At 71.0% G+C, this 12,153-nt stretch carries 14 protein-coding genes and 1 pseudogene; all 15 read right to left on the bottom strand.

The window, feature by feature from the left end:
- Positions 1 to 263: 263 nt before the first annotated feature.
- Positions 264 to 1,682, bottom strand: coding sequence for a pyruvate kinase (gene pyk, locus G6017_RS01585; protein WP_179525149.1), 1,419 nt, complete (start codon positions 1,680 to 1,682; stop codon positions 264 to 266).
- Positions 1,683 to 1,728: 46 nt separating this feature from the next.
- The gene (gene lgt, locus G6017_RS01580) at positions 1,729 to 2,622 is read right to left on the bottom strand and encodes a prolipoprotein diacylglyceryl transferase (protein WP_182615582.1); all 894 of its coding nucleotides are present in this window, start codon (positions 2,620 to 2,622) and stop codon (positions 1,729 to 1,731) included.
- Positions 2,619 to 3,410 (bottom strand): tryptophan synthase subunit alpha, encoded by a 792-nt coding sequence (trpA, locus tag G6017_RS01575; protein WP_182615580.1) that lies wholly within the window; start codon positions 3,408 to 3,410, stop codon positions 2,619 to 2,621. Before trpA ends, lgt begins: the two co-directional genes overlap by 4 nt.
- Positions 3,407 to 4,702 (bottom strand): tryptophan synthase subunit beta, encoded by a 1,296-nt coding sequence (trpB, locus tag G6017_RS01570; RefSeq protein WP_182615584.1) that lies wholly within the window; start codon positions 4,700 to 4,702, stop codon positions 3,407 to 3,409. The genes trpA and trpB overlap by 4 nt, the downstream gene beginning before the upstream one ends.
- Positions 4,703 to 4,769: 67 nt before the next feature.
- Positions 4,770 to 5,582 carry an indole-3-glycerol phosphate synthase TrpC gene (gene trpC, locus G6017_RS01565; RefSeq protein ID WP_179525147.1) on the bottom strand — a complete coding sequence of 271 codons (813 nt, stop codon included), beginning with the start codon at positions 5,580 to 5,582 and terminating at the stop codon, positions 4,770 to 4,772.
- A gap of 99 nt (positions 5,583 to 5,681) precedes the next feature.
- Positions 5,682 to 6,326: a TIGR02234 family membrane protein gene (locus G6017_RS01560; protein ID WP_182615578.1), complete on the bottom strand. Its 645-nt coding sequence runs from the start codon at positions 6,324 to 6,326 to the stop codon at positions 5,682 to 5,684.
- On the bottom strand, positions 6,323 to 7,900 hold the full coding sequence (locus G6017_RS01555) for an anthranilate synthase component I (RefSeq protein ID WP_182615576.1): 1,578 nt from the start codon (positions 7,898 to 7,900) through the stop codon (positions 6,323 to 6,325). Before G6017_RS01555 ends, G6017_RS01560 begins: the two co-directional genes overlap by 4 nt.
- The gene (locus tag G6017_RS01550) at positions 7,897 to 8,076 is read right to left on the bottom strand and encodes a tautomerase family protein (protein ID WP_179525144.1); all 180 of its coding nucleotides are present in this window, start codon (positions 8,074 to 8,076) and stop codon (positions 7,897 to 7,899) included. Before G6017_RS01550 ends, G6017_RS01555 begins: the two co-directional genes overlap by 4 nt.
- Positions 8,077 to 8,080: 4 nt before the next feature.
- On the bottom strand, positions 8,081 to 8,434 hold the full coding sequence (hisI, locus tag G6017_RS01545; RefSeq protein WP_179525143.1) for a phosphoribosyl-AMP cyclohydrolase: 354 nt from the start codon (positions 8,432 to 8,434) through the stop codon (positions 8,081 to 8,083).
- Positions 8,431 to 9,204 carry an imidazole glycerol phosphate synthase subunit HisF gene (hisF, locus tag G6017_RS01540; protein ID WP_182615575.1) on the bottom strand — a complete coding sequence of 258 codons (774 nt, stop codon included), beginning with the start codon at positions 9,202 to 9,204 and terminating at the stop codon, positions 8,431 to 8,433. Before hisF ends, hisI begins: the two co-directional genes overlap by 4 nt.
- A 7-nt stretch (positions 9,205 to 9,211) precedes the next feature.
- Positions 9,212 to 10,126, bottom strand: a complete 915-nt coding sequence (locus tag G6017_RS01535) for an inositol monophosphatase family protein (RefSeq protein WP_182615574.1) — start codon at positions 10,124 to 10,126, stop codon at positions 9,212 to 9,214.
- A gap of 60 nt (positions 10,127 to 10,186) precedes the next feature.
- Complete coding sequence (priA, locus tag G6017_RS01530) at positions 10,187 to 10,942, bottom strand: bifunctional 1-(5-phosphoribosyl)-5-((5-phosphoribosylamino)methylideneamino)imidazole-4-carboxamide isomerase/phosphoribosylanthranilate isomerase PriA (protein WP_182615573.1); 756 nt, start codon at positions 10,940 to 10,942, stop codon at positions 10,187 to 10,189.
- Complete coding sequence (locus tag G6017_RS01525) at positions 10,942 to 11,304, bottom strand: hypothetical protein (RefSeq protein ID WP_241731099.1); 363 nt, start codon at positions 11,302 to 11,304, stop codon at positions 10,942 to 10,944. The genes priA and G6017_RS01525 overlap by 1 nt, the downstream gene beginning before the upstream one ends.
- On the bottom strand, positions 11,297 to 11,959 hold the full coding sequence (gene hisH, locus G6017_RS01520; RefSeq protein WP_182615571.1) for an imidazole glycerol phosphate synthase subunit HisH: 663 nt from the start codon (positions 11,957 to 11,959) through the stop codon (positions 11,297 to 11,299). The genes G6017_RS01525 and hisH overlap by 8 nt, the downstream gene beginning before the upstream one ends.
- Positions 11,956 to 12,153: pseudogene (locus G6017_RS01515) on the bottom strand (MFS transporter); the annotation flags it as partial. The pseudogene G6017_RS01515 and the gene hisH, both read right to left, overlap by 4 nt.

The raw sequence follows: 12,153 nt of genomic DNA, 5'->3' as shown, positions 1-12,153 counted from the left end.
CGGTGGCGGCCGGCGGTCGCGCCGGAGCCGGCCACACCGAGTCGATCGGCGAGCTCGGTGAAGTGGATTCGAGTGGCGTCGGACATCAGGGGAAACCTCGGAGTTCGGTGCGTTGGCGAAGCGGCGGGCCGACCGGCTTCCCCGGTGGCCTCCAAAAAGGTAACAGATGTATCTCGGCTCTGTCACGTCAAAAGCACGAATAGATACGAAAGCGCCGGTGAGCAGGTGCTCACCGGCGCTACCGAGTTGTTACCCGAAGGTGATCAGTGATCCGCCTCGCCCATCCTGTGAACGAGGATGAAGTTGGTCGACCCCTCGACTCCCGGCACGTTGCCCGCGACGATCACGATGAGATCGTCCTCGTTGTACCCCTCGAGGGGGAGCAACAGTTCGTCGGTCACCTTGACGAGCTCCGCCGTCTCGTGGACCCGGTCGGTCAGGAACGTCTCGGTTCCCCACGTGAGAGCCAACTGGCTCCGGATGCGCGGATCGCCGGTGATGGCGATGAGGGGCAGGTGGCTGTGCAGGCGGGCGAGCCGGCGGACGGTGTCCCCGGTCGAGGTCACCGCGACGAGCGCCTTGGCGCCCAGCCGCTCCCCGATCTCGCGGGCCGAGTAGGAGATGACCCCACGCTTGGTCCTCGGGATGTGGACGAGGTCCGGCGCGGCGGTGGAGTCGGCCTCGACCGCGAGGGCGATGGACGACATGGTCCGCACCGCGTCGATGGGGTACTTGCCGACGGAGGTCTCACCCGAGAGCATCACGGCGTCGGCCCCGTCGAGCACGGCGTTGGCGACGTCGGACGCCTCCGCCCGGGTGGGCCGCGAGTTGGTGATCATGGACTCGAGCATCTGGGTCGCCACGATGACCGGCTTGGCGTTCTCCCGCGCGATCTGGATCGCCCGCTTCTGGACCAGCGGAACGTCCTGCAGGGGAAGCTCGACGCCCAGGTCGCCGCGGGCCACCATGATCGCGTCGAAGGCCAGGACGATGGACTCGAGGTTCTTGACCGCCTCGGGCTTCTCGAGCTTGGCGATCACCGGGACGTGCACCCCGACCTCGTCCATGATCTCGTGCACCAGGTCGACGTCCGCCGGCGACCGGACGAAGGACAGGGCGATGAAGTCGACACCCAGCGCGAGGGCGAAGCGCAGATCCGCGATGTCCTTCTCGCTCAGCGCCGGAACCGAGACGTTCATCCCCGGGAGGGACACGCCCTTGTTGTTGGAGACCGTGCCCCCCTCGGTGACCACGCAGTGGACGTCGTCGCCCTCGACCCGCTGGACGGTCAGGCCGATGTTGCCGTCATCCACGAGCAGCCGGTCGCCGGGTCGGGCGTCGGCCGCCAGCCCCTTGTAGGTCGTGGAGACCCGGTCCTTGGTGCCCTCCACGTCCGCGACGGTGATGGCGACCTCGTCGCCCTCCGCCCACTCGTGGCGGCCCTCGAGGAAGCGGCCGAGCCGGATCTTGGGGCCCTGGAGGTCCGCGAGCACACCGACGGCGTGCCCCGACTCGTCGGAGGCCTTGCGGACCCAGCGGTAGTTGGCCTCGTGGTCGGCATGGTCTCCGTGACTGAAGTTGAGCCGGGCGACGTTCATCCCGGCATCGACGAGTTCACGGATGCCGGCCTCCGACGCGACGGCGGGACCCAGGGTGCAGACGATCTTGGTACGACGGTTCACCCGTACCAATCTAGTCCCCTCACCGGGATGACCGGTTAACGCAACGTCAACGACCGGCCAACGGGGGTGCGTCCTCCGGGGACCCGCCGGTCAGGTCCTCGGGGGCACGCAGGTCCGACGGGTCCTCGCGGCCCCGGCGTGCCCGCCACACGTAGATCAGTGCGGCCACCATGACGACGACCGAGACGACCGTGTTGATCCGCAACCCGAGGATCTCGGTCGCCGCATCCGCGCGGAGCAACTCCACCCAGAACCGCCCGAAGCAGTACAGGGCCACGTAGAGGGCGAAGAGCCGTCCGTGTCCGAGGCGGAACCTGCGATCGATCACCACCAGCGCCACGGCCACCAGGACGTTCCAGAGCAACTCGTAGAGGAACGTGGGGTGCACGGTCGCGAGCACCTGCCCGGTGGAGCGACCGATGGTCTCGGAGTACCCGTAGGTCTCGTCGTAGCGCTGGTAGATCTCCAGCGCCCAGGGCACGTCCGTCTCGCGACCGTAGAGCTCCTGGTTGAAGTAGTTCCCCAGGCGCCCGATCCCCTGTGCCAGGACGATGCCCGGGGCGACCGCGTCGCCGAACGCACCGATCGCCCGGATGCCCTGCTGGCGCAGGCCGATGTAGGCGCCGACCGCGCCCAGCGCGACGGCGCCCCAGATCCCCAGACCGCCGTCCCAGATCTTCAGCGCGTCGACCGGGTTCCTGCCCTCCCCGAAGTAGCGGTACCAGTCGGTGGCCACGTGGTAGAGGCGACCACCCACGAGACCGAAGGGGACGGCCCACAGCGCGGTGTCGAGCACGACCCCCGCGCGCCCGCCACGGGCGACCCATCGCTTCTCACCCCACCAGATGGCCACGACGATGCCGAGGATGATCCACAGTGCGTAGGCGCGCAGCGGGAACGGCCCGAGCTCCCAGACCCCCTGGGGCGGGCTCGGGATCACGAGCCGGCCCCCGGCCGACGCACGCCCGCCGCGAGTTCGGCCGTCAGCCGGGCGAGGGCCTGGCCCCCCTCGGTGGCCGCGGTGATGAGGGCGGACCCCACGATGACGCCGTCCGCATAGGAGGCGATCTCCGCGGCCTGGTCACCGTTGCGCACCCCGAGTCCGACGCCGCACGCGAGGTCCGAGTGTTCACGGACCCGTGCGGTGAGCGTGCGAGGTGCGTCGGAGACCACGTCCCTCGCTCCGGTCACCCCCATGACCGCCTGGATGTAGACGAACCCGCTCGTGTGGGACAGCGTCATGGCCAGCCGTTCGGGCGTCGACGACGGCGCGACCAGGAACACCCGGTCGATCCCGTGTGCGTCCGTGGCGGCGATCCAGTCCTCCGCCTCGTCGGGGATGAGGTCCGGTGTGATGACCCCGGTCCCGCCGGCGGCCGCGAGGTCCTCCGCGAACCGGTCGACGCCGTACTGGAGGATCGGGTTCCAGTAGCTCATGACGACCGGGACCGCGCCGGCCTCGGCGACGGCCCGGATCACGTCGAAGGTGTCCCGGATCCGGAAGCCGGCCTGCAGCGCCACGTCCGCGGCCGCCTGGATGGTGGGACCGTCCATCATGGGATCCGAGTACGGGATACCCACCTCGATGACGTCGCACCCGCCCGCGACCATCGTCCGCACGGCCTCGATCGACCCCTCGACCGTCGGGTACCCCGCCGGGTAGTAGCCGATGAGGGCGGCCCGGTTCTCGGCACGGCACCGCTCGAAGACCTCGCTCAGAACGCTCATCCCTCGACTCTACCGTCCGCGTAGTCGCCCTCGCCGTCGTCGGCACCCCGGCTCGAGTCCACCCCGGCCTCGGGTGGGGTCCCCCCGCCCAACAGACCGAACCACCGGGCGGCGGTGTCGACGTCCTTGTCACCGCGACCCGAGACGTTGACCAGGATCAGGTCGACGCCCTCGGCGGCGAGCTGCGCCGCTCCGGCGATCGCGTGGGCGGACTCGATCGCGGGGATGATCCCCTCGGTGCGGCACAGCTGAGCGAACGCGTCCATCGCCTGGGTGTCGGTCACCGGCCGGTACTCGGCGCGACCGATGTCGGACAGGTACGAGTGCTCGGGCCCGACGCCCGGGTAGTCCAGTCCCGCCGAGATCGAGTGCGACTCGATGGTCTGGCCGTCCTCGTCCTGCATGAGGTGCGCGTACGAGCCCTGGAAGACGCCCGGCCTCCCGGCGTTCACGGTCGCGGCGGTGCGACCGGACGCCACGCCGTCGCCGCCCGCCTCGCAGCCCACCAGGCGGACCGAGGCGTCGTCGATGAACGGGTGGAACAACCCGATCGCGTTGGACCCACCGCCCACGCACGCCACGGCGGCATCGGGCAGGCGCCCGATCCGCTCCAGGATCTGGGCGCGCGCCTCGGTGCCCACGACCCGCTGGAAGTCGCGGACCATCGCGGGGAACGGGTGCGGGCCGGCGGCGGTGCCGAACGCGTAGTAGGTGTCGTCCGCCCGGGAGACCCAGTCCCGCATCGCCTCGTTGATCGCGTCCTTGAGGGTCGCGGAACCGACCTCCACGGCCTCGACCTCCGCGCCGAGCAGACGCATCCGCGCGACGTTGAGCGCCTGACGACGGACGTCCACCGCACCCATGTAGATCTTGCACTCCAGCCCGAGCAGGGCGCAGGCCGTGGCGGAGGCGACGCCGTGCTGGCCGGCCCCGGTCTCGGCGATGACCCGCTTCTTGCCCATGCGGTGCGCGAGGAGCACCTGGCCGAGGACGTTGTTGATCTTGTGCGATCCGGTGTGGTTGAGGTCCTCGCGCTTGAGGAAGACACGGGCGCCGATCTCGGCCCCGAAACGCCCCGCCTCGTACAGCGGCGACGGCCGACCCGAGTAGTCGCGCTGGAGACGGTCGAGCTCGTTCAGATAGGCGTCGTCCGCGCGGGCCTTGGCGTAGGCGTCGGCAACCTCGTCGACGACCGCCATGAGCGCCTCCGGGACGTAGCGCCCGCCGAAGGCGCCCCAGTGGCCTCGCTGGTCGGGCTCGTGTCCGGTCGTCGTCCGGAGCACGTCTCCCATCGAGGGCAGCGGTGTCAGCTCGTTAGAATTCACGGCTCCCAGTCTGCCGGAAGCGGGCGACGGGGGCCTAGCGGGGTCCCTGCGGGCAGGACGGGTGGGAACCCGCCGTGGCCAGGGCGTTGCACGCCGCGCGCGGGTCGCCCTTCGTCACCAGCCCCTCGCCGACCAGCACCGCGTCCGCGCCCACGCTGGCGTACGCCAGGAGATCGGACGCGTCACGGACGCCCGACTCGGCGATCTTGACCACCCCGGACGGCAGGCCGGGAGCGATGCGGGAGAACACGTCGCGGTCGACCTCGAGGGTCTTGAGGTTCCGGGCGTTGACACCGATGACGGTGGCGCCGGCCTCGAGGGCGCGGTCCGCCTCCTCCTCCGTGTGCACCTCCACCAGTGCCGTCATCCCGAGCGACTCCGTCCGGTCCAGCAGGGACACCAGCGCGTCCTGCTCCAGAGCGGCCACGATGAGCAGCACGAGGTCCGCGCCGTGCGCCCGGGCCTCGTGGATCTGGTACGGGCCCACCACGAAATCCTTGCGGAGGACCGGGATGTCGACGGCGCGGCGGACGGCGTCCAGGTCCGCCAGGCTGCCGTTGAACCGGCGTTCCTCGGTCAGGCAGGAGATGACGCGGGCCCCGCCCTCCTCGTACATCCGGGCCAGCACGGCGGGGTCGGGGATCTCGGCGAGCGGCCCCTTCGAGGGACTGGCGCGCTTGACCTCGGCGATGACGCCGACCCCGGCACCCCGGAGCGCCTTGAGCGCGTCACGCGGTTCCGGCGCCGACCGGGCCGCCTTCTTGACCGCAGTGAGGTCGATGACAGCCTCGCGGGCCGCGACGTCCTCGCGGACCCCGTCGATAATCGAGTCGAGCACGGTACCCACCGTGACCTCCCTCTGCAGTGTTCGGGCAGGAAGCGTGATCGAGATCAACAATAGAGGCAGCAGGCGGGGTTCCGAGAATCGGGACCCGGTCGGGGATGCTCAGCCCGTGGGATCGCGCCCGTCGTCGAGTTCCTGCCACAGGTCACGACCGGTGTCCCCGGTGTCCTCGCCGGCCTCCGGGTCACCGCGGCGCGCCCCGGGCGTCACATAGCGATCATCCCGCTGAACCCTCCGGGTCGGCCAGATCATGGGGACGGCTCCCGCGGCGACGAGGGCCAGCGCTCCTGCTCCGGTGAGAACCGGACCGGCCGACCGGGTCGAGATCTCCGTGATCTCCGACCACTCCGGCACCGCCTGCGCACCGGCCGTCCCCGGGCCCGCGTTGGTGCGGCCGAGTTCCTCCTCACCCGTCACCGTGGAGTGGACCCGGTCCTGGTCCACTCCGCCGACGGTCGAGAACAGCAGCGCGCCGGTGGCCAGGCCCAGGAGGGCGATGACGGCCCCGACCACCCGGGCCCCCGTCCCCCGGACCAGCGCCACCGCGGCCACCGCGGCGAGAGCACCCACCGCCAACGGGACGAGCGCCGGCTGCCACTGCGCACCCGTCAGGCTGCGCCGGGCCTCACCCGACTGGTCGTTGAACGCGACCACGTCCACCCACACCATCCGGGAGGCGATCCACAACAAGACGGCGCCGAGGAGCAACAGCACGACGGGGATGCGGAGCCGGGCGTTCTGGGTCACCGGCCCTCCCCCGGCGTGTCCGCACCCTCAGCGCCTCCCGTGGGGCCCGCGGGCCTCAGGGTGTCCGCCGCCGCGACGGCGCGGAGGACCGCCATCGCCTTGTTGCGGCACTCCTCGTCCTCGGATGCGGCGACCGAGTCGGCGACGATCCCGGCACCGGCCTGGACGTAGGCGGTCCCGTCCTTGAGCACCGCGGACCTGATGGCGATCGCCTGATCGGCGTTGCCGGCGAAGTCGACATAACCGACCACTCCCCCGTAGACCCCGCGACGGGTGTCCTCGAGATCCTCGATGATCTGCAGCGCGCGGGGTTTGGGCGAGCCCGACAGGGTGCCGGCCGGGAAACAGGCCGTGACGGCGTCGATGCCCGTGCGCCCCTCCGCCAGGCGGCCCGTCACGGTGGAGACCAGGTGCATCACGTGGCTGTACCGCTCGACCTGGCGGAACTCGGTCACCACGACGGAACCCGGCTCGCAGACGCGGCCGAGGTCGTTGCGACCCAGATCCACCAACATGAGGTGCTCGGCGTTCTCCTTGGCGTCCTCCACGAGGTCCTTGGCCAGCAGGACATCGTGCTCGTCGTCCTCACCCCGCGGCCGGGTCCCGGCGATCGGATGGGTCGTGGCCAGCCCGTCCTGCACCTTGACCAGGGCCTCGGGGCTCGATCCGACGATGGTGAACGCGGTGCCACCGAAACCGTCGTCCCCGCTGCCGTCCGGGACCGTCATCAGATACATGTAGGGGCTCGGATTGGTCGTGCGCAGGATCCGGTAGACGTCTCTCGGCGAGGCCGAGGTGTCGACCTCGAAGCGCTGGCTGAGCACCACCTGGAAGGCCTCCCCGGAGTAGATCTGCTCGATGATGTCGGCCACCCGCGCGTGGTAGGTCGACTCGTCGGTGCGGCGGCGCATCCGCGGATCCGGTGTGTCGAAGACGCTGACCCCGCCGGCGCCGGGAGCCGCGAGCCTCGCCGTCATCGAGTCCACCCTGGCCACCGCGTCGGCGTAGGCCTCCTCGACCCGGTCGTCGCTACCGTCCCAGTTGACCGCGTTGGCGATCAGGTGGATCCGGCCCTCGTGGTGGTCGAACGCCGCCAGGTCGGTGGCCAGCATCTGGACGAGCTCGGGGATGTGGAGGTCATCGGTGGTGTCCGGTGTGATGCGCTCGAGTCGGCGCACGATGTCGTACCCGAGGTAACCCACCAGCCCGGACGTCAGCGGCGGCAGGCCCTCGATCTGGTCGGTCCTCAGCAGGTCCAGGGTCCGGCGCAGGGCGTCGAGCGGGTCGCCGCCCGTCGGAGCCCCCGCGGGCACGTGCCCCAACCACATGGCCTCACCCGCGTCGTCGACGGTCAACGCCGCGGCCGACCCACAGCCGATGAACGACCACCGCGACCATGACCGGCCGTGCTCGGCCGACTCCAGCAGGAAGGTCCCGGGCCGGTCGGCCGCGAGCTTGTCGTACGCGGAGAGCGGCGTCTCGGAGTCGGCGAGCACCGTGCGCACCACGGGGACGACCCGGTGGCCCGAGGCGAGCGCCCGGAACTGCTCGAAGGTGGTGGTCCTGGTACTCATCCGACGACCCGGCCGCCGATCCCGAACGAGTCGTGCGGCATGTCGTTGACGAGCACCCACACCTTGGCCGGGTCCTTGCCCGCGGCCTCGGCGTAGGCGGCTGTGACGGCCTCGATCACCCGGGACTTGGACTCGGGGTCCATCCCGTCGAGCTGGTTGATCTGGATGAAGGGCACGGGCTCAGTCCTCCCCGAGGAGTGTGTCGGTGTCGAAGCAGCTGACCGTGCCGTTGTGACAGGCGGCCCCGGTCTGGTCCACCTTCAGCAGGACGGTGTCGCCGTCGCAGTCGATCTCCACGCTGCGCACATGCTGCACGTGGCCGGAGGTCTCCCCCTTGACCCACCGCGTCCCGCGCGAGCGCGAGTAGTACACCCCGCGCCGCGTGGCCAGCGTCTCGGCGAGGGCGGCGTCGTCCATCCACGCCATCATGAGGACCCGACCGGAGGTCGCGTCCTGCACGACGGCAGCGATCAGACCCTCCGCGTTCCGGGTGAGCCGGTCGGCGATGGTCGGGTCCAGGGCCGGATCGCTCATCGGACCGTGATCCCCTCGGCCGCCATGGCCCTCTTCACGTCGCCGATCGTCATCTCGCCGAAGTGGAAGACGCTGGCCGCGAGAACGGCGTCGGCGCCGGCCTTGACCGCGGGGGCGAAGTGCTCGACCGCGCCGGCCCCGCCGGAGGCGATCACGGGGATCGTCACCGCCGCACGGACCGCACGGACCATGTCCAGGTCGAAGCCCGCCTTGGTGCCGTCCGCGTCCATCGAGTTGAGCAGGATCTCCCCCACCCCCAGCTCCTGGCCACGCCGGGCCCACTCGACGGCGTCGATCCCGGTGCCCCGGCGGCCACCGTGGGTGGTGACCTCCCATCCCGATGGTGTGGGGGCCTCGCCCTCCGGCACCGTCCGGGCGTCGACGGACAGGACGATGCACTGGGAGCCGAAGCGCCTGCTGAGCTCCTCGAGCAGCTCCGGACGCGCGATCGCGGCGGTATTGACGCTGACCTTGTCCGCTCCGGCGCGGAGGAGCTGGTCGACGTCCTCGGCGGCGCGCACCCCGCCGCCCACGGTGAGGGGGATGAAAACCTGCTCGGCGGTGCGTGTGACCACGTCGATCATGGTTCCGCGGCCCGAGGACGACGCGGTCACGTCGAGGAAGGTCAGCTCGTCCGCGCCCTGCGCGTCGTAGGCGGCGGCCAACTCGACCGGATCCCCGGCGTCCCGCAGATCGAGGAAGTTCACGCCCTTGACCACGCGGCCCGCGTCGACGTCGAGGCACGGGATCACCCGGGTGGCGAGTGTCATGCCCGGTTCACCGCTCCCCGTCGAGCCACGGGCGGTTGCCGTCGGGACCGGGGGTGGCCCGGCGACGGCCCGCCTCGAAGAAGTTCCCCGGCTCGCCGAGCTCGCGGATGGTGCCGAGCACCTCCGCGTGCGCTCGCGGGCCGGCGGCGAGGATCGACTGGGAGTCGATCGACCACGGCTCACCGGTCAGGTCGGTGACCACTCCCCCGGCCGCGCGGATGTGGGAGGCGCCCGCCGCGTTGTCCCACGCGTAGTTGCCGAAGCTCACCGCAGCGGACAACCGGCTGGAACCCACGAACGACAGGTCCACCCCCGTCGACCCGAACTTGCGGGTGCGGGCGGCGTCGAGGGTGAGCTGCTCGAACACCTCTCGTCGATAGGCCGGCGGGTAGGTGGTGCGGGCGCCGGTGTTGAGCGACCCGAGGCCCAGCGCGACATCGCGGATGGAGACGTCGGCGATCCGCGGGATCTCCTCGTCGTTCTCCTTGAGCGGGCCCCCGGCGATCGAGGTGAACCGCAGGCCGAGGAGGGGAAGCCAGGTCAGTCCCAGTACAGGCTGTCGCTCGTGGACCAGCGAGACGAGGATGCCGGTGGTGGGGATGCCGAGGGAGTAGTTGGCCGTGCCGTCGATCGGGTCGACCACCCAGAGCGTGCCCTCGTTGACCGGCGGGCCGCCGAATTCCTCGCCGTGCACCTCGAGCTCGGTGCCCTCGCGCAGCGCGTCGGAGATCCGACGCTCCAGCTCGAGGTCGAGCTCGGTCGCGAAGTCGTTGCGCGAGCCCTTGGCGCGCGTGCCCTCGGCACCCAGTCCCTCGACGAAGCGGGGGGTGACCTCCTCGAGCACGCGGGCCGCCAGGGCGAGCGCTTCCGCGGGGTCGACGGACAGGTCCGTCGGCAGGGTGTTTCCGGTCTGATCGGTCATCTCGGGCCTCCTGCTCGAGGTCATGCGGGTGGGTGTGGCTACAAGGTGGTCATGGCCGATTCAGCGGACACTCACCGCGGCCAGCGCCTCGGGGAGGGTGAAGCGACCGGCGTAGAGGGCCTTGCCCACGATCGCGCCCTCGACGCCCTTTGGCACCAGCGTCGCGATGGCCTCGAGGTCGGCCACGGAGGACACCCCGCCGGACGCCACCACCGGCGATCCGGTGACCGAGCACACCTGGGAGAGCATCTCGAGGTTCGGACCGTTGAGCATGCCGTCCTTGGACACGTCGGTGACGACGTACCGCGCGCAGCCGTCCTTGTCCAGACGCTCCAGCACCTCCCACAGGTTGCCTCCGTCGGACACCCACCCGCGGCCACGGAGCCGGGGCTCGCCGTCGACCACACGGACGTCCAGACCCACCGCGATGCGGTCCCCGTGGCGGGCGATCGCGGAGGCGCACCATTCCGGGTTCTCCAGGGCGGCGGTTCCCAGGTTGACCCGGGCACAGCCGGTCGCGAGGGCCGCCTCCAGCGAGTCGTCGTCGCGGATCCCTCCGGACATCTCGACCTTGACGTCGAGTGCGCCGACGACCTCGGCGAGGAGATCGCGGTTGGTCCCGCGACCGAAGGCGGCGTCGAGGTCCACCAGATGGACCCACTCGGCCCCGTCCCGCTGCCACTGCATGGCGGCCTCGAGCGGCGATCCGTACGAGGTCTCGGTCCCGGCCTCTCCCTGCACCAGACGGACGGCCTGCCCGTCGGCGACGTCCACGGCGGGCAGGAGTTCGAGGTAAGAAGCGTTGGTCACGGGCATCAGCGTAGTCCGTCCGCCCGGGGGCGCTCCCCATCGCCCTCGACCGGTTCCGACGGCTCCCCGGAGTGTGCGCTGGACTCGACCCCGGCCTCGGGGGCGGGCTCGTCTCCGTATGTGACGGCGGGCTCGTCTCCGTACTCGGCACGGATCGCCCGATCAGTGATGCGGGTGGACACGACCCCCATCGCCACGACGGTCAGGATCACACCGACCAGAGCGACGACGGCCCGGCCCGCCGGCGGCAGCGGGAACAGCGCGACCGCCAGGGCGGTCAGTCCCAGGACCAGTACCCCCGCCCCGGAGACCCCCAGCGCCAGCACCGCGAACGATACGGGCGCCGGGCGACCCCGGCGGTCAGCCAAGGGATCTGATCCAGTTCTCGAGGAGCTGCAGGCCTGCATCTCCCGACTTCTCAGGGTGGAACTGGGTGGCCCACAGGGGGCCGTTCTCCACGGCGGCGATGAATCTCGTGCCGTGCCGGGCCCAGGTGACGTCCGGCGGGGTCAGGTGGTCGGACGGCTCCATCTCCCATCGCTGCACCCCGTAGGAGTGGACGAAGTAGAAGCGCTCGTCGGCGGGCATGCCGGCGAACAGGACGCTGCGCTCGGGCGCCTCGACGGTGTTCCACCCCATGTGCGGCAACACAGGAGCCTCCAGTCGCTCGACGACCCCGGGCCACTCCCCACAGCCCGCGGCCCCGGACTCGGCGTGTTCACCGTCCGAGAACTCGGTCCCCCGCTCGAACATGACCTGCATTCCCACGCAGATCCCCAGCACTGGGCGACCACCGGCCAGACGCTCGCCGATGATCCTCGGCCCCTTGACGGCCCGGAGACCCTCCATGCACGCCGCGAACGCGCCGACCCCCGGGACCACGAGTGCGTCCGCCTCGGTGGCGACCCGGTGGTCCGAGGTGAGCTCGACCCGGGCGCCGACACGCTCCAGCGCGCGATGGGCCGAGCGGAGATTGCCCGAGCCGTAGTCGAGGAGCGCCACCCGCGGGGCCGATGAGGTCATGGGCTCACTTTATCGTCCGTGGCGGGCGAGGTCAGATCACGCGTCGGCCGGGTGCGCCGGGCGCCCACCGCCGCGGGACCGCCGACGAGCAGCACCACGCCGGCCGCGACCGTGAACAGGACGACGTATCCGAAACCGGCAACGCCACCCATGACCACCGACCCGAGACCCGTGCCCGCGTCGAAGGAGATGTA

The organism is Dietzia sp. B44 (assembly GCF_014145245.1).
GTDB classification, from domain to species: domain Bacteria; phylum Actinomycetota; class Actinomycetes; order Mycobacteriales; family Mycobacteriaceae; genus Dietzia; species Dietzia natronolimnaea.
This window is presented reverse-complemented; position numbering and strand designations above follow the sequence as displayed.